At 75.0% G+C, this 24594-nt stretch carries 22 protein-coding genes; 17 read left to right on the top strand and 5 right to left on the bottom strand.

What is annotated here, in order from left to right:
* Positions 1-64: 64 nt before the first annotated feature.
* Positions 65-820: a lysophospholipid acyltransferase family protein gene (locus KSE_RS08315; RefSeq protein WP_014134841.1), complete on the bottom strand. Its 756-nt coding sequence runs from the start codon at positions 818-820 to the stop codon at positions 65-67.
* A 174-nt stretch (positions 821-994) separates the two neighbouring features.
* On the bottom strand, positions 995-1450 hold the full coding sequence (locus tag KSE_RS08310) for a DUF4395 domain-containing protein (RefSeq protein WP_014134840.1): 456 nt from the start codon (positions 1448-1450) through the stop codon (positions 995-997).
* 211 nt (positions 1451-1661) lie between these two features.
* Between KSE_RS08310 and KSE_RS08305 the strand changes: the two genes are divergently transcribed.
* The 3 genes from KSE_RS08305 to KSE_RS08295 all read left to right on the top strand — a co-directional run bounded on the left by KSE_RS08305 (position 1662) and on the right by KSE_RS08295 (position 4227).
* Positions 1662-2084 (top strand): TlpA family protein disulfide reductase, encoded by a 423-nt coding sequence (locus tag KSE_RS08305; RefSeq protein WP_014134839.1) that lies wholly within the window; start codon positions 1662-1664, stop codon positions 2082-2084.
* A 356-nt stretch (positions 2085-2440) separates the two neighbouring features.
* Entirely contained in the window at positions 2441-3226 is a 786-nt protein-coding gene (locus KSE_RS08300; protein ID WP_014134838.1) for an electron transfer flavoprotein subunit beta/FixA family protein, read from the top strand.
* Positions 3227-3264: 38 nt separating this feature from the next.
* Positions 3265-4227 (top strand): electron transfer flavoprotein subunit alpha/FixB family protein, encoded by a 963-nt coding sequence (locus KSE_RS08295; RefSeq protein ID WP_014134837.1) that lies wholly within the window; start codon positions 3265-3267, stop codon positions 4225-4227.
* 100 nt (positions 4228-4327) lie between these two features.
* On the opposite strand, the gene KSE_RS08290 is transcribed toward KSE_RS08295, so the two are convergent.
* Complete coding sequence (locus KSE_RS08290; protein WP_014134836.1) at positions 4328-5701, bottom strand: S53 family peptidase; 1374 nt, start codon at positions 5699-5701, stop codon at positions 4328-4330.
* Between the two features lie 226 nt (positions 5702-5927).
* Here KSE_RS08290 and KSE_RS08285 point away from each other — a divergent pair, with 226 nt between their 5' ends.
* The 3 genes from KSE_RS08285 (at position 5928) to KSE_RS08275 (ending at position 9470) form a co-directional block, all read left to right on the top strand.
* A complete protein-coding gene (locus tag KSE_RS08285) occupies positions 5928-7349 on the top strand; it encodes an acyl-CoA synthetase (RefSeq protein ID WP_014134835.1) in 1422 nt (473 codons plus the stop codon).
* 126 nt (positions 7350-7475) lie between these two features.
* Positions 7476-8525, top strand: a complete 1050-nt coding sequence (locus tag KSE_RS08280) for an NUDIX hydrolase (RefSeq protein WP_014134834.1) — start codon at positions 7476-7478, stop codon at positions 8523-8525.
* A gap of 243 nt (positions 8526-8768) precedes the next feature.
* A complete protein-coding gene (locus KSE_RS08275; protein WP_014134833.1) occupies positions 8769-9470 on the top strand; it encodes a DUF4184 family protein in 702 nt (233 codons plus the stop codon).
* A 306-nt stretch (positions 9471-9776) separates the two neighbouring features.
* Here KSE_RS08275 and KSE_RS08265 read toward each other — a convergent pair whose 3' ends face one another.
* Positions 9777-10307, bottom strand: coding sequence for a carboxymuconolactone decarboxylase family protein (locus KSE_RS08265; protein WP_014134831.1), 531 nt, complete (start codon positions 10305-10307; stop codon positions 9777-9779).
* 122 nt (positions 10308-10429) lie between these two features.
* Between KSE_RS08265 and KSE_RS08260 the strand changes: the two genes are divergently transcribed.
* Positions 10430-11734, top strand: coding sequence for a geranylgeranyl reductase family protein (locus KSE_RS08260; protein ID WP_014134830.1), 1305 nt, complete (start codon positions 10430-10432; stop codon positions 11732-11734).
* 204 nt (positions 11735-11938) lie between these two features.
* Here the strand turns inward: KSE_RS08260 and KSE_RS08255 are convergent, their stop codons facing one another.
* The gene (locus tag KSE_RS08255) at positions 11939-14227 is read right to left on the bottom strand and encodes a glycosyl hydrolase family 18 protein (protein ID WP_014134829.1); all 2289 of its coding nucleotides are present in this window, start codon (positions 14225-14227) and stop codon (positions 11939-11941) included.
* Positions 14228-14996: 769 nt separating this feature from the next.
* Here KSE_RS08255 and KSE_RS08250 point away from each other — a divergent pair.
* Genes KSE_RS08250 through KSE_RS08205 form a run of 10 tightly spaced genes read left to right on the top strand, consistent with a single transcriptional unit; the run spans position 14997 to position 24594 of the window.
* Entirely contained in the window at positions 14997-16502 is a 1506-nt protein-coding gene (locus tag KSE_RS08250) for a class I adenylate-forming enzyme family protein (protein ID WP_014134828.1), read from the top strand.
* Complete coding sequence (locus KSE_RS08245) at positions 16499-17881, top strand: type III PLP-dependent enzyme domain-containing protein (protein ID WP_014134827.1); 1383 nt, start codon at positions 16499-16501, stop codon at positions 17879-17881. The genes KSE_RS08250 and KSE_RS08245 overlap by 4 nt, the downstream gene beginning before the upstream one ends.
* On the top strand, positions 17868-18125 hold the full coding sequence (locus KSE_RS08240) for an acyl carrier protein (RefSeq protein ID WP_014134826.1): 258 nt from the start codon (positions 17868-17870) through the stop codon (positions 18123-18125). Before KSE_RS08245 ends, KSE_RS08240 begins: the two co-directional genes overlap by 14 nt.
* Positions 18122-19354, top strand: a complete 1233-nt coding sequence (locus KSE_RS08235) for an acyl-CoA dehydrogenase family protein (RefSeq protein ID WP_014134825.1) — start codon at positions 18122-18124, stop codon at positions 19352-19354. The genes KSE_RS08240 and KSE_RS08235 overlap by 4 nt, the downstream gene beginning before the upstream one ends.
* Positions 19347-20066, top strand: coding sequence for a 4'-phosphopantetheinyl transferase family protein (locus tag KSE_RS08230; protein WP_051055131.1), 720 nt, complete (start codon positions 19347-19349; stop codon positions 20064-20066). The genes KSE_RS08235 and KSE_RS08230 overlap by 8 nt, the downstream gene beginning before the upstream one ends.
* Positions 20063-21049, top strand: coding sequence for a hypothetical protein (locus tag KSE_RS38230; protein WP_014134823.1), 987 nt, complete (start codon positions 20063-20065; stop codon positions 21047-21049). Before KSE_RS08230 ends, KSE_RS38230 begins: the two co-directional genes overlap by 4 nt.
* 60 nt (positions 21050-21109) lie before the next feature.
* Positions 21110-21391, top strand: a complete 282-nt coding sequence (locus KSE_RS08220) for a hypothetical protein (protein WP_014134822.1) — start codon at positions 21110-21112, stop codon at positions 21389-21391.
* Between the two features lie 2 nt (positions 21392-21393).
* Positions 21394-22734, top strand: coding sequence for a TrpB-like pyridoxal phosphate-dependent enzyme (locus tag KSE_RS08215; RefSeq protein WP_033258561.1), 1341 nt, complete (start codon positions 21394-21396; stop codon positions 22732-22734).
* The gene (locus KSE_RS08210) at positions 22724-23701 is read left to right on the top strand and encodes a DMT family transporter (protein WP_014134820.1); all 978 of its coding nucleotides are present in this window, start codon (positions 22724-22726) and stop codon (positions 23699-23701) included. The genes KSE_RS08215 and KSE_RS08210 overlap by 11 nt, the downstream gene beginning before the upstream one ends.
* On the top strand, positions 23698-24594 hold the full coding sequence (locus tag KSE_RS08205; protein ID WP_014134819.1) for an arylamine N-acetyltransferase family protein: 897 nt from the start codon (positions 23698-23700) through the stop codon (positions 24592-24594). Before KSE_RS08210 ends, KSE_RS08205 begins: the two co-directional genes overlap by 4 nt.

Here is a 24594-nt window from a genome sequence, read left to right as displayed (position 1 = left end):
GGCAGATGAGCGTCGACTTGGGACGGGATGAGAGAAGTGCTCGGACGGGGGCGCGGACCGGGCGTCAGCGGGTGGCGCGGCGCTCGGCCTCCGCCTCGTCCTCGGCTTCGGCCTGTTCCGGGGTGGGGGCGGTGCCGCCGAGGGAGGCGGGCAGCCACCAGGAGTCGTCCGGGCCGGCCGGCTTCGCGGGGTAGTCGCGCTGGGCACGGTCGAGCATCTCGGCCATGGCGGCGCGCAGGCGGCGGGTCACCATCACGGGCTTGTCGGTCGGGGCCAGGTGGATCGGCTCGCCGATCATGATGGTCACCGGGACGTGACGCTTGGTCAGGGTCTTCGGGCGGCCCTTGGTCCACAGTTGCTGGGTGCCCCACAGCACCACCGGGAGCAGCGGGGTGCCGGAGTCGGCGGCCATCCGGGCCGCGCCGGTCTTGAACTTCTTCAGCATGAACGAGCGGCTGATGGTGGCCTCCGGGAACACCCCGACCACCTCGCCCTCGCGCAGTGCCTGCACCGCCGCCTCGTACGCGGGCTGGCCGTCGGTGCGGTCCACCGGGATGTGCTTCATGCCGCGCATCAGCGGGCCGGAGACCTTGTGCCGGAACACGTCGTCCTTGGCCATGAAGCGGGTCTTGCGGCGGGCGACCCGGTACGCGCCGAAGCCCGCGAAGATGAAGTCGAGGTAGCTGATGTGGTTGCTGACCAGGACGGCGCCGCCGGTGGCGGGCACGTGCTCGGCGCCGACGATGGAGATCCGCAGGTCCAGCGCCTTGAAGGCGGCCAGCGCGGTGCGGATCACCGGCGGGTACACGAACTCAGCCACGGTCAGCCCTACTTCCCACGGGCCATGCGCCCGGTCCGGTGGAACCCGGGGCGGGCGGGCTGGGCCGAGAGGTCGCGGCACGCCGCGGCGGCCACGGGTGTTTCCCCCCGATGATCCCCCGAACGGGCACGGTCTGTCACGCGGGGCCCCTGGCGGGGCCCGGTGACGGGCGGCTCAGACGCGCTTGAGGAGCAGGTAGAACTCGCAGCCGAGGCAGTAGTCGAAGGCGGCGTTGAGGAAGGCGGCGGCCAGGGCGAGGCCGGCCGCGGTGAGGGTGAGCCAGGGGAGGCCGGCCAGCGCGCCGAGGGTGGCGACGAGGGTGAAGCCGAGGCCGACGGACTGGGCGAAGCGCGGCGGGCGGGCGTCTTCCAGTTCGGCGGGCGGGCCGAGGCGCGGCCGGACCAGGACGCGGTAGAGCCAGCCGTACGGCGCGTAGCGGAGGCCGGCCAGCGCGCCGACGGCGAAGACCAGGGTCTGCAGCGCGAGCAGCAGGCCGCTGCCGGTGATCAGGGCGGCGGCGAGCACGAGGGAGGTGAGGACGGCGGCGAAGCGGGGGCCGCGGGGGTCGATCTGCGCGGACGGTACGGGCGCTGCGGACTCTGCGGGCCGCGCGGGCGGGACGGGGGGCACGGAGGCGCTCCGGAGGGGGAGTGGGCGGTCGGCTGACGGGGCGTCGGGGGACGGGCGGTCAGCGACAGCGGGTGGTGCAGGCCCGGCACAGGTCGATCACCCGGCGGCTGGTCAGCCGGGGGTTCGACGACGGGGTGCGGCGGGCGGTCACGCGGTCATGTTATCGGGGCGCGCCTTCCGGGCCCAGGGGTGGGTTTGTCACACTGGGTGGATGACCGGACTGATCGTGTGCCTGGTGGTGCTGGCGGCGGCCGGCGCGTTCGGATCGGTGCGCAAGGCGCGGGACGGGAGGCTGCGGGTGCGGGGCGAGGACGGTGCGGACGGCGCGGTGCGGCTGACCGGCGCGGAGCTGGGCGAGCCGTTGGGCGAGCGGGCGACGCTGGTGCAGTTCTCGACCTCGTTCTGCCAGCCGTGCCGGGCGACCCGGCGGACGCTGGCCGAGGTGGCCGGGATGGTCGAGGGCGTCGCGCACGTGGAGGTGGACGCCGAGTCGCAGCTGGAGCTGGTGCGGCGGCTGGAGATCCTGCGGACGCCGACCGTGCTGGTGCTGGACGCGTCCGGCCGGGTGGTGCGGCGGGCCGCCGGGCAGCCGCGGAAGGCGGACGTCATCGCGGCGCTGGGCGAGGCGGTCTAGCGGGTGGCCGGGCCCGGCCGTCGGCACCCGCCGGGGGTCGTCCGGCGGGTGCGGGGGCGTCCGATCTCACATGCTGATCGGGGGGCCGAGTGCGGTGCCGGGCGGACAGCGGGCTGTGGGCTGGGGCAGGATGGGCCACAGGTGGCGGGAGGGTGTCCGCCCGGGACCTGCGGCAGCGTAAGCTACTGGCGAGTAGTGACGGCTGGGCTACTCGTGAGTATGCTGCCGGGAGCTCCGGAGGGGCACCCGCGCACGCCGCTCGGGCCGCGGGCCCCGCGGGTGGGTCGGGCAGTGCCCGGCGCGCGCGGAGCAGGTGCCGCAGCCGCCGGATCGGACCAGTAACAGGAGAGCAGGCCGTGAGCTTGAGGATCGTTGTCTGTGTGAAGTACGTGCCCGACGCGACCGGTGACCGTCGCTTCGCGGACGATGCCACCACCGACCGGGAGGGCGTGGACGGCCTCCTGTCGGAGCTGGACGAGTACGGCGTCGAGCAGGCGCTGCGGATCGCCGCGGCCCACGAGGGCGCCGAGGTGACCGTCCTGACGGTGGGCCCGGACGACGCCAAGGACGCGCTGCGCAAGGCGCTGTCGATGGGCGCGGACAAGGCCGTGCACGTCAACGACGACGACATCCACGGCACCGACGCGCTCGGCACCTCCGCGATCCTGGCCGCCGCGCTGGAGAGGACCGGCTACGACCTGGTCGTGTGCGGCATGGCCTCCACCGACGGCGTGATGGGCGTGCTGCCCGCGCTGCTGGCCGAGCGCCTGGGCGTCCCGCAGGCCACCCTGCTCTCCGAGGTCACCGTCGAGGACGGCCAGGTCAAGGGCCGGCGCGACGGCGACGCGGCCTCCGAGACCCTCCAGGCCCCGCTGCCCGCCGTCGTCTCGGTCACCGACCAGTCCGGCGAGGCCCGCTACCCCTCCTTCAAGGGCATCATGGCCGCCAAGAAGAAGCCCGTGCAGTCCCTGGACCTCGACGACCTGGGCATCGACGCCGACACCGTCGGCCTCGCCGGCGCCTGGACCAGGGTCCAGGACGTCACCGCCCGCCCCGCCCGCACCCGGGGCGTCATCGTCACCGACCAGGGCGAGGGCGGCAAGCAGCTCGCCGCCTACCTCACCGAGCAGAAGTTCATCTGACCGGCCGCCGGGAACACAGGAATACGGAGCACCCCACCATGAGCGAGATCCTGGTCCTCGTCGACCACGCCGACGGCGCCGCCCGCAAGCCCGCCCTCGAACTGCTCACCCTCGCCCGCCGCCTGGGCACCCCCGCCGCCGTGGTCCTCGGCGCCGGCCCCGCCGCCGCCGACATCGCCGCCAAGGCCGCCGAGTACGGGGCCGCCACCGTCCACACCGCCGACGCCGACGAGTTCACCACCCACTCCGTCGTCCCCAAGGTCGACGCCCTCACCCAGATCGCCCAGGCCACCGGCGCCACCGCCGTCCTGCTCACCTCCTCCGGCGAGAACAAGGAGGTCGCCGCCCGCACCGCCCTGCGCCTGGGCTCCGGCCTGATCACCGACGCCGTCGACCTCGAACCCGGCGAGAACGGCCCCGTCGCCACCCAGTCGGTGTTCGCCGCGTCCTACCAGGTCAAGTCGACCGTCACCACCGGCACCCCGGTCATCACCGTCAAGCCCAACAGCACCGCCCCCCAGCCCGCCCCCGCCGCCGGCACCCTCCAGCGGGCCACCGTCGCCTTCACCGGCAACGCCGCCACCGTCACCGCCCGCACCCCCCGCGTCGCCACCGGCCGCCCCGAACTCACCGAGGCCGCCATCGTCGTCTCCGGCGGCCGCGGCGTCGGCGCCGCCGACGGCTTCACCGTCGTCGAACACCTCGCCGACGCCCTCGGCGCCGCCGTCGGCGCCTCCCGCGCCGCCGTCGACGCCGGCTGGTACCCCCACAGCAGCCAGGTCGGCCAGACCGGCAAGCAGGTCTCCCCCCAGCTCTACGTCGCCGCCGGCATCTCCGGCGCCATCCAGCACCGCGCCGGCATGCAGACCAGCAAGACCATCGTCGCCGTCAACAAGGACCCCGAAGCCCCCATCTTCGAACTCGTCGACTACGGCGTCGTCGGAGACCTCTTCAACGTCCTGCCCCAACTCACCGACGAGGTCAAGTCCCGCAAGGGCTGAACCGTCCGGTGAACGGGTCGAACGGATCGAACGGATGAAGGGCGCGTCCCCCGCGGGGGACGCGCCCTTCGCTCGTGCGGTCGTGCGGTCGTGCGGGGGGTCAGCGGCCCGCGAGGGAGTGCACGAAGCGGGTGCCGTCGACGGTGCCCAGGCCGGAGGACAGGTCGTAGCCCTTGGTGGCCTGGTAACCCGTCACCGACTCCCACGAGTTGTCGCCCGCGGTGACGTCGGTGATGCCGCTGGCCTGCTGCGGCAGCAGGGCCAGCGCGTACAGGCGCGGGTTGAGCTGGCCGAGGCGGTGGCCCGCCAGCTGGTTCGCCAGGGCGACGACGCCGGAGAAGATCGGGGTCGCCTCGCTGGTGCCGCCGACCAGGTGCCAGCCGACCCGGGTCGGGTCGTACGACTCGTACGTCCAGGCGGCGCCGTCCACGGCCGCGCTCATCGAGATGTCGGGCGTGCCGCGGTGGTCGCCGGTCACGTTCGCCACCGCGGCCTGGTACCACGGGCGTTCGAAGACGCCGGAGACGCCGCCGCCGCCCGCGCCGTACTGGTCGTGCCACACCTTGTCCGGCGCGGTGCGGTTGCCCGCGTCGTCCAGGGTCAGCTGGGTGCCGCCGACCGAGGTGACCAGCGGGTCGGCGGACGGCCAGGAGTTGACCCGGTACGGGTACAGGTCGCTGCCGTTCTCGGTCGCGTCGGTCGCGCCGTTGTCGCCGGAGGCGGCCAGCACGGTGACGTCCTTCGCGGCGGCGAACCGGAAGGCGTAGCGGAGCTTCTCGATCGACTTGAAGTCGCCCTTGTCGTAGCCCGGGAAGGTGTTCTCGGTGGCGCCGAAGCTCTGCGAGACCACGTCCACGTCGTGCGACTGGATGACGGCCTTCTCGGCGTCCATCATCTCCGGCAGGCCGGTGACGCCCTCGGTCTCCGCGACGCCCGTCTCCACCAGCACGATGTGCGCGTCCGGGGCGATGGCGTGCGCGTACTCGACGTCCAGGGTGGTCTCGCCGGCCCAGCCGGTGTGGTCGGCGTTGGTCGGGTCGAACACCGGGACGTTCCCCCACTTGACCACCTCCACCTGGGTGTCCGGGATGCCCCACTGCTTGTCGAAGGTCTCCAGGTCGTGCTGGACGGTCGGCGAGCCGAACGCGTCCACGATCACGATGGTCCGGCCCTTGCCCGTCACGCCCTGCCGGTAGAGCGGGTCCAGGTGGTAGGCGGTGCGGTACTGCAGCGGCGAGTAGCAGTGGATGCCGATCTGCGCCACGCAGTCCGAGGTCGATATCGGCGCGACCCGGCCGACCGCGTCGATCTGGCCCGCCGAGGCCGGCCGCAGCGTGAACGCCGCCGGGAGGTGCGCGGCGGACCGGGCGGTGGCGGTCGCCCCGGTCAAGGCGGTGGCCCCGACGGCGAACAGGGCGGCGGTGCGCAGCGCGGTGGAGCGACGGGTGCCCGCGGTGGCGGGGTGCGTGCCCAAGGGGACTCCTCTGGGAGTGGGGCCCCGGCCGGGTCCGGTCGGGGGCGCCCCCCATCCCATCGGCCGGGCCCGCCCCCTTCCATAGTCCGAGACGGCCGCCGGAGTGACCCCGGCAGGCCACCGGATTCGGTAAAGGGGACCGCCGGTTTCGGTAACGCCCCAGGCCCGCCCGGGCCGGACGGGGCACTGCTGCGCCCCGGGCGCCGAACTCGTAGAGTCAGGCCGCATGGGACTGCTGACAGCACTCGACGGCGGGTACGGGGACCGGGCGGACGCCGTGACGGTGGCCGGAACCGCGCTCTCCTGGGAGCAACTGCTGGGCGCCGCCGGAGCGGTGGCCGAACGTGCGGCCGGCGCGCCCGCGCTCGCCGTACTGGCCCGGCCGACCGCCGAGACGGTCGCCGCCGTGGTCGGCGGCCTGCTCGCGGGCGTCCCCGTGGTGCCGCTGCCGCCCGACTCCGGGCCGGTCGAACGCGCGCACATCCTGCGCGACAGCGGCGCCACCCTGCTGGCCGGCACCGCACTGCCCGAGGACGCCGAAGGGCTGACGGCCCTTCCGGTCGACCTGGCCGACCGGCCGGGCGGCGGCTGGCGGCCCGCCGCCGAGGACCCCGACCGGACCGCGTTCGTGCTGTACACCTCCGGCACCACCGGCGCCCCCAAGGGCGCGCTGATCCCGCACCGGGCCGTCGCCGCCGGGCTCGACGGCCTCGCCGACGCCTGGCAGTGGGACGCCGGGGACACCCTCGTCCACGGCCTGCCGCTGTTCCACGTGCACGGCCTGCTGCTCGGCGTGCTCGGCGCGCTGCGCACCGGCAGCCGGCTCGTCCACACCGGGAAGCCCACCCCCGCCGGGTACGCCGCCGCCCGCGGCAGCCTGTACTTCGGCGTCCCCACCGTCTGGTCGCGGATCGCCGCCGAACCCGACGCCGCCCGCGCGCTGGCCGGCGCCCGGCTGCTGGTCTCCGGCAGCGCCCCGCTGCCCGTCCCGGTCTTCGAACGGCTGCGCGCGCTCACCGGGCAGGCACCCGCCGAGCGGTACGGCATGACCGAGACGCTGATCACCGTCGCCACCCGCGCCGACGGCGAACGCCGGCCCGGCGCGGTCGGCGTGCCGCTGCCCGGCACCCGCACCCGGCTGGTCGGCGAGGACGGGCGGCCGGTGCCCGCCGACGGCGAGAGCGTCGGCGAACTCCAGGTCCAGGGGCCGACGCTGTTCGACGGCTACCTCGGCCGGGCCGAGGCCACCGCCGCCTCCCGGACCGCCGACGGCTGGTTCCGCACCGGCGACGTCGCCGTGATCGGACCGGACGGCTTCCACCGGATCGTCGGCCGGGCCTCCGTCGACCTGATCAAGAGCGGCGGCTACCGGATCGGCGCCGGCGAGGTCGAGGCCGCCCTCCGCGACCACCCCGGCGTCGCCGACGCCGCGGTCGTCGGCGCACCCGACCCCGACCTCGGGCAGGCCGTCGTCGCGTACGTCGTGGCGAACGGCGAACACGTGCTCGGAGAACGCGAGTTGATCGACTTCGTGGCGGGCCGACTGTCCGTGCACAAGCGGCCCCGGCGGATCGTGCTGGTCGGCGACCTGCCGCGCAACGCGATGGGCAAGGTGCTCAAGAAGCAGCTCCTGGAGGACGGCCGGTAGGCGCCACCCGCCGGGACGCCCTTTCAGGAGGGCGGGGAGTGGGTACCACTGGGGGTGGCGCGGGGGCCGGTGCCCCGGGCTGCCCGGCGAGCGGCCGGGCCGGTACCAGGAGGGGCAGGGGATGCTGTGATCGTCTGGGTCAACGGGGCGTTCGGGGCGGGCAAGACGAGCGCCTGCCGGGAGATGGTCCGACTGCTGCCGGGAAGCCTGCTGTTCGACCCGGACACCCTCGGGCCGGTCCTGCGCGCCGCCCGACCGGACACCGAACCGGCCGGCTTCCCCGAATCACCCGCCTGGCGGCGGCTCGCCGCCGAGAGCGCCGCCACGCTCGCCGCCGAAGCCGACGGACCCGTCCTCGTCCCCGCGACGCTCCTCCGGCAGGAGCACCGCGACGAGATCTTCGGCTCGCTCGCCGGCCGCGGCCTCCCCGTCCACCACATCGTCCTCGACCCCGTCGAGACGATCCTGCGCGCCCGGATCGCCACCCGCGAGGACGTGCCCGGCGACCCCGAAGCCACCGCCGAGCTGCGCCGGCGCGCCCGCGAAGCCCTCCCCGCCTACCTCACCGCCCGCGGCTGGCTGGCTGGCGACGCCCGCATGGTCGACAACGGCGTCCTCACCCCCCGGCAGACCGCCGAACGGATCGCCGACCTCGTCCGCAGCGGCGCCGCCCGCTGCCCCATCGTCCGCAGCGAAGGCGGCGACGGGGACACCGTCGCCGCCGCCGTCCTGCTCTTCGACGACCGCGACCGGGTCCTGCTCGTCGACCCCGCGTACAAACCCGACTGGGAGTTCCCCGGCGGCGTCGTCGACTGCGGAGAGTCCCCGACCGCCGCCGGCATCCGCGAGGTCGCCGAGGAACTCGGCCTCCGGCTCCACCCCGAAGAACTCCGCCTGCTCGCCGTCGACTGGGAACCCGGCGCCGGCCGCGGCCGCGGCGGACTCCGACTCGTCTACGACGGCGGCCGGCTCGGACCCTCCCAGGTCCTCCGACTGCGCCTGCCCGCCGGCGAACTCCGCGACTGGCACTTCGCGACCCTCCGCGAAGCCGCCGACATGCTGCCGCCCGCCCGGATGCGACGGCTCGTCGCCGCGCTCCAGGCCCGGGCGGACGGCGGACTCCGCTACCTGGAAGGCGGACGGCCGGCGGCGCGGGGGGCGGCCTCGACACGCTAGCCCTGCCGGGCGGGGGGCGGGTGGCGAGGCTGTGCCGCCCGCCCGCCCCGACCGCTGCGCGGGGGCGATGGGTGGTGGGGGCGCCGGGGGACGGGGTGGGCGGGTTCGGCGGGTGGGCTGCCCGCTGCGGGTGGGGCGGGGGAGGGGAGGGGCAGGGAGTCGAGGGCGTTCTGCGGGCGGGTGGGTTCGGCGGGTGGGTTGCCCGTTGCGCGCGGGGCGGGGGCGGGCGGGCAGGATGGGGGGATGCCGTTCACGTTGAGTCATGCCGCCGCCGTGCTGCCCGGGTTGCGGGCCGCGAAGCGGAAGGGGGCGCTGGTGGCCGCCGGGTTGGTGGCCGGGTCGTTGGCGCCCGATGTGCCGTTCTTCGCGGAGTCGTTCGTCCGGGGGGTGTACCGGCACGGTGGGTTGACCCACCGCTGGTGGGCCGCGCCGAGCGTCGACGTGCTGGTCGGGGCCGGGCTGGTGGCCGGCTGGTACGGGCTGTGGCGGGAGCCGGTGCGGGCGGCGGTGCCCGGGCGGTGGAACGCGGTGGTGCCCGACGGGCGGCCGGGCGGCGGCGAACTCGCCCTCGCGGCGGGCGCGTTGGCCGCCGGGGCGGCCACCCACCTGGTCTGGGACTCCTTCACCCACCACGGCCGGGCCGGCGTCCGCGCGCTGCCCGTGCTGGACCGGGAGGTCGGCGGCGTCCCGCTGCACGCCGCCCTGCAGTACGGGACGTCGCTGGCCGGCCTGGCCGTCCTGGCCCGGTACGCCGGGCCCTGGCGGGAGAGCCGGAAGGGCACGGCGGCGCTGCTGGCGGCCGCGGCCGTGCTCGGCGCGGGCGAACGGGTGCTGCGCGGCGAGCGGGGCGTCGTCGACGAGGCGTGCTTCGGCGCGGGCGCGGGGCTGGCGGTGGGGGCGGCGGTGCTCGGGCTGGTGGGCGGAAAGCGTCCCGAAACGGGGTGAACTCCACCCCGCTGCGGCGTGGTCGACCCTGCGGCGGTTCGTGTCGGGACGGTGCGCTGGGGTCTGCCGCGCCGTGCCCGGACGGGCGCGGCGGGGAGGGAGAACCATGGCGGCGTTGCAGGTGGCGGACCGGAAGCTGGGGCTGGCCCCGGAAGCCCGGAAGGCCGCGTTGCGGATGGACCGGTCCGAGCGGCCCCGGCTGATCGTGATCGTGATCGTGATCGGCATCGGCGAGGCTCTGCGGTTCTGCCGGGGAACGGGGGCCGGGGAACGGCGCGGTCGCGGGGCCGCCGTTCCCCGGGGTGGTCAGAGGTAGCCGTTGGTGGCGAGGTGGGCGCCGATGGCGCGGTAGGTGGCGGGGTCGTCCGGGGTGATGGCGGCGAGGCCGTCGACGTAGCGGTTGTACATGCAGAAGGCGGCGGCGATCAGGACGGTGTCGTGGATGGTCTCGTCGTCGGCGCCGGCGGCCCTGGCGGTGGCGATGTCGGCGGGGGTGACGGCGAGTCCGCTCTCGGCGACCTTGCCGGCGAGTCGGAGCAGGGCGCGCTGGAGGTCGGTGACGGGGGCGGTGGCGAGGTCGGTCTGGACGGCTTCGACGAGGGCGAAGTCGCCGTCGAGGCGGTGGGCGGCGGTGGCGCCGTGGGCGCCGGCGCAGTAGCGGGTGCGGTTGAGGGAGGAGACGTAGGCGGCGATCAGTTCGCGTTCGCCGGGGGTCAGCGGGGAGTCGCCGCGCAGGAGTTGTTCGGCGAGTTCGCTCAGGCGCAGGCCGGAGGCGGGCTTGGCGTCGAGCAGGCCCCGGATGCCGGGGGCGTCGGTGGGGAGCGTGATGTGGGGCATGGGGGTCACTGAAGCGGGTGGGGGACGGGCTTGGCAAGCCCTTGACCTGGGGGAGTCCGGCGGCGCGGGGACGCGGTGGGTGCGCGGCGCGGTGGCGGGTGGGCAGATTAGGATGGGCGACCGTGACTGACACCGGTAGCACCAAGGACCTGGACCCCGTCGAGCCGGTCGCGGCCTTCGCCGACGACGCCGGTGACGAGGAGTCGGAGGAGTTCGCCAGTACCGAGCCGCAGGACGCCGAGACGGCGGCGCTGCTGGACGGCGTGTGGGACGTGGTGGTGGTCGGCGCGGGCCCGGCGGGGTCCTCGGCGGCGTACGCGGCGGCGTCGAAGGGGCGGCGGGTGCTGCTGCTCGACAAGGCCGAGCACCCCCGGTACAAGACCTGTGGCGGCGGCATCATCGGCCCGTCCCGGGACGCGCTGCCGGAGGACTTCAAGCTGCCGCTGCAGGACCGGATCTCGGCGGTGACGTTCGCGCTGGACGGGAAGTGGACGCGGACCCGGCGCTCGAAGCGGATGCTGTTCGGCGTGGTCAACCGGGACGAGTTCGACCTGCGCCTGGTGCAGGCCGCCGAGCAGGCGGGCGCGGTGCTGGTGACCGGCGTGACCGCGACCGGCGTGGAGCAGCAGGGCGGGGACAGCCGCACGGTGTTCGTCACGCTGGCGGGCGGCCGGAGGGTGGAGGCGCGGGCGGTGGTCGGCGCGGACGGTTCGGCGAGCCGGATCGGCCGGCACGTGGGCGTCAGCTTCGACCAGATCGACCTGGGCCTGGAGGCGGAGATCCCCGTCCCCGAGTCGGTGTCGCGGTACTGGGCGGGCCGGATCCACCTGGACTGGGGCCCGCTGCCGGGCAGTTACGGCTGGGTGTTCCCGAAGACCGACTCCGGGACGCTGACGGTCGGGGTGATCTCGGCGCGCGGCGAGGGCGAGCGGACCAAGGAGTACCTGGCGGACTACATCCGCCGGCTGGGCCTGTCCGGTTTCGAACCGCTGGTGGAGTCCGGGCACCTGACGCGCTGCCGGGCCGAGGACTCGCCGCTGTCGCGCGGCCGGGTGCTGGTCGCGGGGGACGCGGCCGGGCTGCTGGAGCCGTGGACCCGGGAGGGCATCTCGTACGCGCTGCGCTCGGGTCGGCTGGCCGGCGAGTGGGCCGTGCAGGTGGCCGAGGCGTCCGGCGCGGCGGACGTGCGGCGGCAGGCGCTGAACTACGCGTTCGCGATCAAGGCCGGGCTGGGGGTGGAGATGCGGGCCGGCAAGGTGATGCTGGCCTCGTTCGAGAAGCGCCCGTACCTGTTCCACCTGGCGGTCTCGCTGATCAACCCGGCGTGGCGGGCGTTCGCCCGGACCACCCAGGGGCACACCACGTTCGCGCAGCTGATGCGGGACCACCGGGCGGCCCGCCGGCTGGCGGCGACCGCCGGGCGGTAGCCGCCCGGGACGGGGTGGAGCCGCTCGGCGGCGAGGACGACTCCTCGCCGCCGGGCGGCTCCCGTGCGCCCGGCGCCGGGGCGGCCGGGCGGGGCGCGGGGGTTGGGATTCGGGGGGCTTCCCCGCGCCCCGATCAGGGGGCCGGCCGGGGGTTCCCGGCCGGCTGGGGCCCAAGGGCCGGCCGGGGCCCACAGGCCGGTCGGGTTACTTGAGGCCGGTGTCCAGGGCGTTCATCAGGGTGCCGGACGGGGTGTCGCCGGACATCTCCCAGACCATCACGCCGAGCAGGTTCTTCGACTTCACCCAGGCGGTCTTCTGGCCGATCGACCAGGTGTCGTCGAAGGTCCACCACTGGCCGCCGTTGCCGGTGTAGCCGTAGGTGGAGACCGACACCGGGTCGTGGTAGACGGTCAGGTTGGGCACCGAGGTGATCAGGTTGTTGTAGCCGCGGGTGCCGGCCTCCTCGGCGAACTGGCCGGGCGCGGCGCCGCCCGCGGCCTGCCAGGCGCCGTGCGCGCCGCCGTCGGTGACGTTCTGCCAGCCGCGGCCGTAGAACGGGAAGCCGATGGTGAGCTTGCGCGGGTTGACGCCGGCGTCCAGGTACGCCTTGACGGCGCTCTCGATCGAGAAGTGGAACGGGTACGGGTCGGTGGGGTCGTTGTAGAGGTTGGCCTGCTGGCCGGTCTTGTTCGGCTCCCACGAGTTGTCGCTGCCGGAGCCGTGGAAGTCGTAGCCCTGCACGTTGGCGATGTCGAGGGACTGGAAGATCTGCGAGAGGTCCCAGCCCTGGCCGATCTTGGCCGGGTCGGCGGGGGTGAAGGCGGTGAGCAGCTTGTGCGAGCCGCCGAGGGCGTCGAGCTGGCGGCGGAACTCGGCCAGCAGCAGGGTCAGGTTCTGCTTGTCGTTCGCCGAGTAGTGGTTGCCGGCGTGGCCGTCGGGCGAGCCGGGCCACTCCCAGTCGAGGTCGATGCCGTCGAAGATCCCGGCGCCGGTGCCCGGGCCGCCCGCGCCGTTGTAGGCGGGCAGGTTGCCCTTGATCCAGATGTCGATGCAGGACGAGACCAGCTTCTTGCGGGAGGCGTCGGTGGCGGCCGCGTCCGAGAAGTACTTGGAGTAGGTCCAGCCGCCGAGCGAGACCACGACCTTCAGGTTCGGGTACTTCGCCTTGAGCTTCTTCAGCTGGTTGAGGTTGCCGCGCAGCGGCGACCAGCCGTCGTCGGCGACGCCGTCCACGGACTGGGCGGCGCTCATCGGGCGGGCGTAGTCGGCGTCGGCGTCACCGGCGCCGGTGCCCTGGTCGGGGTCCTGCGGGTTGGCGGTGGTGCCCTTGGTGACGCCCGCCAGGCAGGTCAGGTTGACCGGGTCGATGTTCTCGAACGCGTAGTTGACGACGTCGAGCTTGGCGGCGCTGCCGGAGGTGTCGAGGTTCTTGACGAAGTACTGCCGGCCGTAGATGCCCCACTGCACGAAGTAGCCGACCCGGGAGTACTTTCCGGGCCCGGCCAGGTCGCCGGTGGTGACGTTCAGCGTGGTGGAGGCGGGCGAGTTGTTGTCGGCCGCGTCGCGGGCCTTCACGGTGAAGGCGTACGGGGTGGCGGGGGAGAGCTGGCCGATGGTGGCGGTGGTGGTGGCGCCGGTGGTGGTCTGCACCAGGTTGCCGCCCTGGTAGACGTCGTACGCGGCGACCCGGTTGTTGTCGGTGGCGGCGTTCCAGGCCAGCGAGACGCTGGTGCTGGTCACGCCGGTGGAGCGCAGGTTGCCGGGCGCGGTCGGCGGCACGGTGTCGCTGGCCGGGTCGACGGTGGCGGCGCTCAGCACGGTGCTGACCGGGCCGGTGTTGCCGCGGGTGTCCTTGGCCCGGACGGTCAGGCCGTAGGTGGTGGCCGGGGTCAGGCCGGTCAGCGTGGTGGCGGTGCCGGTCGCCGAGCCGAGCACCACCGAGCCGTTCAGCACGTCGTACGAGGCGACCGGGAAGTCGCCCTTGGACGCGGCGGTCCAGCTCAGCGAGAGGCTGTGCGCGGTGGCGTCGACCAGGGTCGGCGCGCCCGGGGCGGTCGGCGGGACGTCCGGGGTGCCGTCGCACTTGTCGCCGTTGACGCGGCAGTTGAGCGGGGCGGCGATCGGGCCGTTGCCGATGAACCAGAAGCTGTACGGCTCGGTCGAGCCGTTGGCGGGCACCGTCGCGTTGTAGTACGCGTTGGTGGCGACCACGTGGCTGCCGGTGGTGGTCGAGGTGCCGTTGTAGGTGCCGGTCATCGTCACGCCGGACGGCAGGTCGAATTCGAGCGTCCAGCCGCTGACGGCGGTGGCGTTCGGGTTCTTGACGACGAACGTGCCCTTCCACCAGGACCCGTAGTTGTCGCTGGTGAAGGTGGCGGTCAGTTTGGCCGCGGCGTGCGCGGGCGTGGCGGCGAGCAGGGCGATCGGCAGGGCGAGCGCGGCTAGCAGGGCCAGCAGGCGGGCCCTGAGCCAATGCCTGGTGCGGACGTGCATCGGTACTCCCTGTCTGGTGTGGGGGATTCCGTACAGGGGTGCCGGGAGCGGCACTCAGGAGGGTAGGTGGACTGGACCAACCCGTCAACAGGTCTATACCTCAACGGAATTGACGATCTTCGGGGGCAAGGGTCGGGGCGGATCCCCGCCCCCCGGGCGCAAGGGTGGGGGCGTACGCCCGCGCCCGGACCCGCCCCCGGCGCCGGGGGCGGCGAAGCCCGCCGCCGGTCGGTCTCGGCCGCCGGGCCGGTCGCGCGGGCCCGCCGCGCGCCGTCGCGAAGCCCGGCCGGCCGCCGCGCGACCGGCCGTCCGGCCAGCGGATCCGTGCCGTTTCCGACCCCCGGCCGACGGACACCGGTAATGGCGGGAGAGGGCCTGTGCAAATAGTCGAAGTTGGGTTTATGGTGTTTCTCGTCTCACCATGCGGACGGGGGGTTGTCCTCGCATATGCTGGATGATCTGCTGCTGAACGGGGGGCGTCGAATGGCGACCCGGGGCGTGAACTCCCTTGTCTAGTGCGGGAGTTGTACGCCCGAATAGGGCATTTCGACAGGGGGGAAGCACGTGAGCGCCGCAGCGGTCAGCGTGGGAGCCCGGTCGGTCTGTTGTTCTTTGCGCTGCGCATTCCATTCTTGAGCGCCGGCCGCCTTCCGGCCGTGCCGCATTGAAGATTTCACGAACTTGCAACACATAACCGCGGATCCCATCGGGACGTCGGCCGCCCGCTATTGAAGGGCGGCTCCTTCGCCACGTGCTAAAGGGGTAAGTCTTGCGATTCCTGCACGATCTCATCGAGGAACAGTCCGGGGCCGGGGCGGCCCGCCCCGCCCTCACCGCCGACGGCGTCACCTGGAGCCGCGGCGAACTGCGCGACCACGCGGTCAGGTTGGCGGCGCGCCTGGCGGACGCGGGCGTGCGCCGGGGCGACCGGGTCGTCATCCACGCCCCGAACGGCCCCGGCACGGTGGCCGCGCTCTTCGCCTGCTCGTACGCCGGAGCCGTCGCGGTGCTCCTCAACCCGCGGGTCCGGCCCTTCCACCTCGCCCACATCACCGCCGACTGCGCACCCGTACTGGCCCTCGTCGCACCGGAGTTGACCGACGTCCACGCCGACACCGGGGTGCGGACCACCGTGCTGGAGGAGAGCCTCTGGACGGCGGCGGGAGAGGGAGGGCCAAGCGCGGGAACGGAGGCGGAGCCGCCGGAGGTCGGCGGGCGCTCGGAGGACGACCTCGCCTGCCTGATCTACACCTCGGGCAGCACCGGGATGCCCAAGGCCGTGATGTCCCCGCACCGGCAGATGCTCTTCGCGATCGGGGCGATCGGCGGGGTGCTCGGCTACGCGGCGGACGACACCGTCTTCTCCTGCACCCCGCTCTCCTTCGACTACGGCCTCTACCAGGTGTTCCTCGCCCAGGCGGTCGGCGCCCACCTGGTGCTGGACGGCGACGAGTCGGCCGGACCGGCGCTGCTGCGCCGGCTGGAGGAGACCGGCGCGACCGTCTTCCCGCTCGTCCCCGCGCTGGCCACCACCCTGGTGCGGCTGCTCGGCCGGGCCGGCACCCACCGGCTGAGGCTCCGGCTGGTGACCAACACCGGCGCCGCGCTCGGCGAGTCGCAGATCTCCGCGCTGCGGGCCGGCGTCCCCGGTCTGGCGGTCGCCCCCATGTACGGGCTGACCGAGTGCAAGCGGGTGTCGGTCCTGGCCCCGGCCGAGGTGGACGACCGGCCCGGCTCGGTCGGGCGCCCGCTGCCCGGCACCAGCTGCGCGGTGATCGACCCGGAGGGCCGGGTGCTCCCGGCCGGCGCCGTCGGCGAACTGGTGGTCTCCGGCCCGCACGTGATGCCCGGCTACTGGAACGCCCCGGAACTCACGGCGGCCCGCTTCCGCCCCGGCCCCGACGGCCGGCCCGCCCTCTACACCGGCGACCGCTGCCGGCTCGACCCGGACGGCTACCTCTACTTCCTCGGCCGGGACGACGACGTCTACAAGCGCAAGGGCTTCCGGGTCAGCACCCTGGAGATCGAACAGGCCGCGCTGGACGTCCCCGGCGTCGACCAGGCCGCCGCGCTCCCGCCCGTCGGGGACGGCCCGGCCCGGCTGTTCACCACCGGCAAGGCCGGCGCCCGGGAGATCCTGGCCGGCCTCCGCGAACGCCTGGAACCGCACAAGGTCCCCGACAGCTGCGAGGTGCTGGACGCCCTGCCGCTGACCCCGCACGGCAAGACCGACAAGGCCGCCCTCGGCGCCCTCACCCCGGCGGCGGCGAAATGACCGCCCGCGTCCCGGCCCCCGCCGCGAGCACTCCTCCCGCGACCGCTCCCGCCGCGACCACCCCGGAGGAGGCCGCCACCGCCTACGGCACACCGCTCTACCTCTACGACCTGGACGTGGTGGCCGCGGCGCACGCCGACCTGGTCGCGGCGCTGCCCGAGGGCGCCGTCATCCACTACTCGCTGAAGGCCAACCCGCACACCGAGGTGGCCGGCACGCTGGCCGCGCTCGGCTGCCGCGCCGAGGTCAGCTCCACCGGGGAGCTCGACGCCGCGCTGGCCGCCGGGTTCCACCCGGCGGACGTCACCTACAGCGGCCCCGCCAAGACCGCCGCCGAGATCGCCACCGCGCTGCGGGCCGGCGTCACCCGGTTCTCGGTCGAGTCCGTCCGCGACCTGGAGGTCCTGGAGGAGCTGGCGGACCTGGCCGACCCGGCGGAGTCGGCGGAGTCGGCGGGCCCGGGGGACCCGGCCGGGCCGGGCGGCGTGATCGAGTGCCTGCTGCGGATCAACGCCGACCGGCCGGTGCCCGGCATGGGACTGGCCATGGCCGGCGTCAGCACCAAGTTCGGGGTGGACTTCGCCCGGGTGCTCGCGACCCCGGAGGCGTTCCGGGACCGCGGCCGGGTCCGGATCACCGGCCTGCACCTCTACATGGGCACCAACCTGCCCACCGAGGACGTGCTGCTCGGCCAGTTCGAGGCCGGGCTCGCCATGTGCGGCGAACTGGCGGCCGCCCTCGGCCGGGACTTCGCCGAACTCGACCTCGGCGGCGGCTTCGGCACCCCGTACGCCGGGCCCGGCGAGCGCCCCGCCTACCCCGGGCTCCGGGCCGGCCTGGAGAAGCTGCTGGACCTGCACGTGCCCACCTGGCGCACCGGCGGACCGGCCGTCTCCTTCGAGTCCGGCCGCTACCTGGTCGGCTCCTGCGGCACCCTGGTGACCACCGTCGTCGACGTCAAGGAGTCGAAGGGCCAGCGCTACGCCCTGGTCGACAGCGGCATCCACCACCTCGGCGGCCTCGCCGGACTGCGCCGGCTGCCGCCGCTGCGCCCCGGCCTGCTCCGGCTGTCCGGCGGCGGCGACCCGGCTGTCGGGCGGGAGGCCGGGCCGGACGCCGGGCCGGTGACCGTGGCCGGGCCGCTCTGCACCCCGCTCGACCAGTGGGGCAGCTCGTCCGACCTCCCCCCGCTGCGGGCCGGCGACCTGCTGGCCGTCCCCAACACCGGCGCGTACGGCCTGACGGCCAGCCTGGTGGGCTTCCTCGGCTATCCGGCGCCGGTCGAGGTGGTCACGGGCAGCGGACGCCCCACCACCGCCACGCGCGCCGTCCTGACCCGCGTCCCCGTCGAGAGGACCCCGCACCATGACCACGCCTGACCCCGAACTCGTCGCGGTGCTCCGCCGCCACCTGCCGGAGCTCGCCGAGGACACGCCCATCGCCGAGGACACCCCGCTCGCGGAACTCGGCCTCGACTCGATGCGGGCGGTGGACCTGCTCTTCGACATCGAGGACACCTTCGGCGTCGTCCTCCCCGACGAGGCGCTCCGGGCCGACACCTTCACCAGCCCGGCCGGCCTGCGCGCCGCCCTCGACCGGGCCCGGAGCGGGGTGTCCGGATGAGCGCCGCCCCCACCCGGGAACCGTCCACCGCCACCAGCGTCACCACCGCCACCGCCACCGCCACCGCCGCCGACCCGGTCCTGACGGCACGTCAACTGTTCGGCGTGCTGCGGGAGAACGCCGCCGCCGACGACGAGAACGCGTCCTTCCCGGTCGCCTCGCTCGACGCGCTGCGCGCCTCCGGCCTGATGGGCCTCTCCGTCCCGGTCGAGTACGGCGGGCTCGGCGGCTCGCTCGCCGACCTGGCGGCCGTCGCCCAGGAGCTCGGCCGCGGCTCGCTCTCCACCGCGCTGATCTGGGCCATGCACTGCCAGCAGGTGGCGACCCTCGCCGAGTACGCCGGCCCCGCCCTGCGGAGCCGGCTGCTGCCCCGGATCGCCCGCGGCGAGGTCTACGTCGCCTCGGTGACCTCCGAGAAGGGCAAGGGCGGCCACCTGACCTCGGCCGCCGCCGCGCTCGGCCGGGAGGACGGCGACCTGCTGATCGACCGCGACGCCCCGATCGTCACCGGCGGCGCCCAGGCCGACGGGTTCCTGATCACCATGCGGGACTCCGCCGACGCCTCCGCGAACGCCGTCACCCTGGTCTACGCCGACCGGGAGCAGCTGGAGACCACCCAGCGCGACGGCTGGAACCCGATGGGGATGCGCGCCACCCACAGCGTCGCGATGACCCTGCGCGGAACCGTCCCCGCCGACCAGCGGGTCGGCGCGGCCGGCGGCTTCGCCGAAGCCTCCGCCGCCGTGTTCGCCCCCGCCGCCCACATCGGCTGGTCGGCGAGCTGGCTCGGCGCGGTCTGCGGCGTGCTGCGCGACGCGCTCACCACGCTCCGCGAACCGTCCGGCCGCCGGGACTTCGACCTGCGCTCCGAACTCGTGCTGGACCGGATCGCCCGGATCCGGCTGGACGTGGACGCCGTGGACGCGTTCCTCGCCCAGGTCGTCCGGGAGATCGAGGAGATCCGGCGCACCGGCGGCGACATCGGCGCCGCCCCCGTCCAGCTCCGGCTCAACGGGCTCAAGGTCTTCGCCTCGGAGACCCTGATGAGCGCCGCCGACCGCCTGATGGACCTGCTCGGACTGCGGCACGGCTACATGCGGGGCTCCGCGATCCCCGCCGAGCGGCTGTTCCGCGACCTCAAGTCGGCCCGGCTGAACTACTCCAACGACCGGCTCACCACCGCCAACGGCACCCTGGCCCTGTTCGACCCCGAGGTGTCCCTTGGCTGACCTCCGGGAACCGGTGTCCGTGCTGCTCGGCGGCGCCCGGGTGCACACCCTGCTCGGCCCGGTCCCCGCCGACCCCGACCTGACCCTGCTCGGCCCCGCCGAACGGGCCGCCGCCGCCCGGATGGCCCCCGGCCGGCGGGCCGAGTACGCCGCCGGCCGGACCCTGCTGCGCCGGCTCGCCGCCCGGGTGCTGCACCGGCCCGCCGCCGAACTCACCCCCGCCGAGGACACCGACGGCGGACCGCCCCGGTTCGCCCAGGCCCCCCGGCTCGGCACCAGCGTGTCGCACAGCGGCGGCCTGGTCGCCGTCGCGGTCTGCCTCGACCGCGGCGTCGGCATCGACGTCGAACCGGTCACCGCGCCGCACCCGGCGACCCTGCGCCGCTGGGCCGAACTCCCCGCCTACCGGGGCCTGGCCGACCTCGACGGCCCCGAGCGGGCCCGGCGCTTCACCCGCACCTGGACGGTCCAGGAAGCCTGCGCGAAAGCGATCGGCGCGGGCCTCGCCGCCCGGCCCTGGCGGATCCCCGTCGACCCCGCGCGGCGGCGCGGAAGCTGGGGCGAGGTCCGCTGGACGCGGCTCGACGCCGGCCGCGCCGCGGTCCGCCGGGGCGCCCCGGCGGCCCACGTCGCCCCGGCGGACCGCGCCGAGCTCGCGCTCGCGGTGGCCACCGCCCCCGCCGACGGCCACCGGCGGGAGTACGCGTGGTGACCGGGACCCCGGCCGCCGCCCGGCCGCACCTGCCCGCCGTCGACGGCGAACTGCTCTCCTGCTACGGCGCGGCGCTGGCCGCCTACCTCGACGCCATCGGTGGCGGCTGGCTCCCGGTGCTGGGCAGCGCCAGCCCGCTGGACGTCCGGCCCGAGGCGGACGGCGTCCTCGCCTTCCGCCACCTGCCGCCCGGCCTGCGCGCGGCGGGCGGCCCGCTGCCGCTGGTCCGGCGCGCTTCCCCGTCCGGCGCCGAGGCGCTGGCCGGGATCGGCGACGAACTCGCCGCCGCCGGGGCGGTCGTGGTGGTGGGCGACGCCTTCGACCTGCCCTGGCTCACCGCGCACGGGCGGCGGCACGCGCCGCACTGGTTCGTGGTCGACGGCCACGACGGCGGGCGCTGGCACGTCCGCGACGAGTTCCGGGCCAGCGACGACCTCGGCGACCAGACCCCCTGGAGCGGCTGGGCCGACGACGCGCAACTGCGGGCCTGGAACCGGCGGGTGCCCGACCTCACCCTCCCGTTCCTGCTCCAGGAGCGGCACGCCTTCGCCGACGAGGGCGAGGACGACGCGCACCTGCACGCCGACCACCAGTGGTTCGCCGTCCGGGGCCCCGCCGACCCCGCGCCGCCGCCCGACCCCCGCCCGGAGAGCTGGCACTCCGGGCCGGCCGCCCTGCACGCGCTCGCCGACCACTTCGAACGGCACGGCGGCCGCGAGGACGGCTACGTCCAGGCGGACGAGATCTGGACCGCCGCCCGCCAGCGCGCCCTGCACGCCCGGCACGCCGAGTGGCGCGCCGGCCCCGCCGCCGACCCGGCGGAGGCGGCCGCGGCGGCCGCCCTGGCCGAGTCGGCCGCCGACTGGGCGCGGCTGCCGATGATGATCCGCTTCGCCCGCCTGTCGCTGCTGCGCCCCGGCGAGCCGCGCACCGGACCGCTGGTGGCCGCCCTGCGGGAGCTGGCCGCCGCCGACCCGAACTGACCACCGCACCAAGCAACTCGGCCATCCCGTTCACCCCGTACGAGAGGACAACCGACCACCATGCCGAACACCGGTACCGACCAGCAGCTCCCGGCGCTCATCGTGCGCCGCCTCGCCGAGGCCGCGAGCCTCCCGCTGGACCCCGGGGTCGCGCTCACCGCGGAGATCGGCTCCGAGGAGCTGCCGATCGGGTCGATCGCGTACGTGCAGGGCCTGATCGCCGTGGAGGACGAGCTCGGCGTCGCCTTCGCGGACAAGCTGTTCGCCGAGGTCCGCAAGGCCACCCTGGGCGACGTCGTCGCGTACGCGTGGGCCGCCGTCACCGCTGCCGAAGGAGCCTGACCATGACCGGCATCCCCACCACCTGGTACAACATCATCCCCGACCTGCCGGAGCCGATCGCGCCGGACCAGCCGGCGCCCGGCGGGGGCGGCGGGCTCAACCCGCAGATCCCGACCGGGCTGGTGCGGCAGGAGCTCAGCCGGGCGAGCGAGATCGCGATCCCGGCCGAAGTCCTGGAGCACTACCGGGCGTTCCGGCCGACGCCGCTGCGCCGGGCCGAGCGGCTGGAGCGCGAAGTGGGCGGCGGCGCGCGGATCTACTACAAGTACGAGGGCGGCAACGTCAGCGGCAGCCACAAGCTGAACAGCGCGCTGGCGCAGGCCTACTACTACAAGCAGGCGGGCGCCAAGCGGCTGGTGACCGCCACCGGGGCCGGGCAGTGGGGCACCGCGCTGGCGGCGGCCTGCCGGGCCTTCGGGCTGGAGTGCCACGTCTACATGGTCGGCAACAGCTACCGGGCCAAGCCCTACCGGCGGGTGGTGATGGAGATGCTGGGCGCCACCGTCGTCCCCAGCCCCACCCCCGACACGGCCGCCGGGCACGAGGCGCTCGCCGCCGACCCGGCGACCGGCGGCAGCCTGGCCATCGCGATGGCCGAGGCGCTGGAGGACGCCCGGCGCGACAGCGGCAGCCGGTTCGCCACCGGCAGCGGGGAGTCCTACTCGCTGCTGCACCAGACCGTCATCGGCCTGGAGGCGCAGGAGCAGATCGCCGCGTTCGGCGAGACACCCGACGTGGTCGTCGCCAGCCTCGGCGCGGGCAGCAACTTCGGCGGCCTCGCCGGGCCCTTCCTGCGCGACCGGCTGCGCGGCGGCGAGGGCCCGCGCTGCATCGCGGTGGAGCCCGACGCCTGCCCGAAGCTGACCCGCGGCGTCTACCGCTACGACTACACCGACTCCTCGCGCTCCACCCCGCTGCAGAAGATGTACACGCTGGGGCACGCCTTCTCCCCGGCCGCCATCCACGCCGGCGGCCTGCGCTACCACGGCACCGCGAAGATCGTCAGCTCGCTGTACTCCACCGGCACGATCGAGTCCGTCGCGTACGGCCAGAACGAGGTGCTGGCCAGCGGGCTGCGGTTCGCCCGGGCCGAGGGGATCATCCCGGCGCCCGAGTCGGCGCACGCGGTGCACGCCGCGATCGTCGAGGCCCGGAAGGCGGCGGACGCGGGCACCGAGCCGGTCATCCTGCTCTGCCTCAGCGGGCACGGCCAGTACGACCTGGCGGCTTACGACGCCCACCTCCAGGGCACGTTGGAGGACAGCGGCCTCTCCGAGGAGGAGCTGGCCCTGTCGCTGAGCAGCCTGCCCGAGCAGCCGGAGGTCGCCGTCCGTGTCCACTGAGACCGATGACACCGCGGCGGCCCCGGCCGCCGGAACCGCCGCGGCCCGCCCGCCGGGCGGCCTGCGGCACCCGCTGCCGCCGCTGCTGGTCACGATGGCGCTGTGGGGCAGCGGCTTCGTGGTCTCGAAGATCGTCGTGGAGGACGTCCCGCACAGCGTCGCCGCGACCCTCAGGTTCGGGTCGGGCGCCGTCGTGCTGCTGCTGATCCTGCCGCTGATCCTGCCCGGCCGGGCCGGCATCCGGAAGGCCGAGATCAGGCCGCTGGCCATCGCGGGCCTGCTCGGCGTCTTCCTGTACAACGCCGTGCTGTTCTTCGGCCTGACCTACGCGCCCGCCGTGGACGGCGCGATCATCGTGCCGATCCTCAGCCCGATCCTGACCACCGCCGCCGCGCTCCTGCTCCGCTGGGAGAAGGCGCAGTGGCACCGGGTCGCCGGGCTGGCGGTCGGCGCGGCCGGCGCGGTGCTGTTCTTCCTCGGCGTCGCCGGGGCGGGCGGCGGCCGGGACCGGCTGCTGGGCGAACTGGCCTACGTGGTGGCCGCGGTGAGCTGGGCCGCCTACACGATGATCGGCAAGCGGATCCTGGTCCACATCGAACCGGTCCGGGCCACCGCCTACTCGATGGCCTTCGGCTCGCTGGTGCTCGCCGCGCTCGCCGCGCCGGACTACGGCGACGTCGACTGGGGCGGCCTCTCGGCCGGCTTCTGGTGGACGATGGCCTTCCTGGTGTTCGGCCCGACCGCGCTCGCCTACGCGTTGTTCTACCGCGGCGTGCGCGAGGTGGGCCCGACCACCGCGTCCGTGCTGATGTTCCTCGTCCCGGTCTCCGGCACGCTGCTCTCCTTCCTGCTGCTGGACGAGTCGATCGGCGTCGGCCAGAGCGTCGGCTCGCTGTTCATGCTGCTGGGCGCGGTGCTGGCGGTGACCGGACCGAAACTGTTCCGGCGCCGGACGGCGGAGCAGTGACCGCTCCCGCCGCCGTGCCCGCCGCCCCCGCCCTCGACCTCGCGCCCGCCGCCGACCTCGACCTGGACGCGTCCGGGCTGGACCTGGGGCGGTACCTCGAACGGATCGCCGCCCCGGGCGCGGACGCGCTCGCCGGCCCGGTCGCGGACGCGGCCACCCTGCGGCGCCTGCACCGGGCGCACCGGCTGGCGGTCCCGTTCGAGAACCTGGACCTGGTCCGGGGGCTCGGCGTCTCGCTGGCGCTGCCCGACATCGAGGCGAAGCTGGTCGGCGCCCGGCGCGGGGGCTACTGCTACGAGCAGAACCTGCTCTTCGCGGCGGTCCTGCTCCGGCTGGGCTACCGGGTGTCCGGGCTGATGGGCCGGACGCTGCTGGGCTCCGCGGTCCCCCGGCCGCGCACCCACATGCTGCTGCGGGTCGGCCTCGGCGCGGGCCCCGACGGCGCCGGTCCCGACGGCGGGGAGTGGCTGGCCGACGTCGGCTGCGGCAGCCTCGGGCCGCTGGAGCCGCTGCCGCTGGACCCCGGCCGGACGGTCGACCAGGACGGCTGGACCTACCGGATCGCCGGGACGGGCGGCCCGGGCGGGGAACTGGCGCTGCAGATCCGCCGCGGCGACTCCTGGTTCGGCCTCTACTCCTTCACCCTCCAGGCGCACCACCTGGTGGACTACCGGGTGGCGAACCACTTCAGCGCCGGGCACCCCGACTCGGTGTTCGTCCGGGACGTGCTGGTCCAACTCCCGGGCGCCGCCGCACGGATCGCCCTGCGCGGCCGGAACCTGGTCGAGGACCTCCCGGACGGCCGGACCGTCCAGCGGGAGCTCGCGGACGCCGGAGCGGTGCGCGCCGTGCTCGCCGAGCGCTTCGGCCTGGAGGTGGACCTCCCCGGCTAG

The sequence above is a fragment of the Kitasatospora setae KM-6054 genome, from assembly GCF_000269985.1.
In the GTDB taxonomy this organism is placed as follows: Bacteria; Actinomycetota; Actinomycetes; order Streptomycetales; family Streptomycetaceae; genus Kitasatospora; species Kitasatospora setae.
Note: the sequence above shows the minus strand (reverse complement) of the source record. Positions and strands in the feature narration are given on the sequence as shown.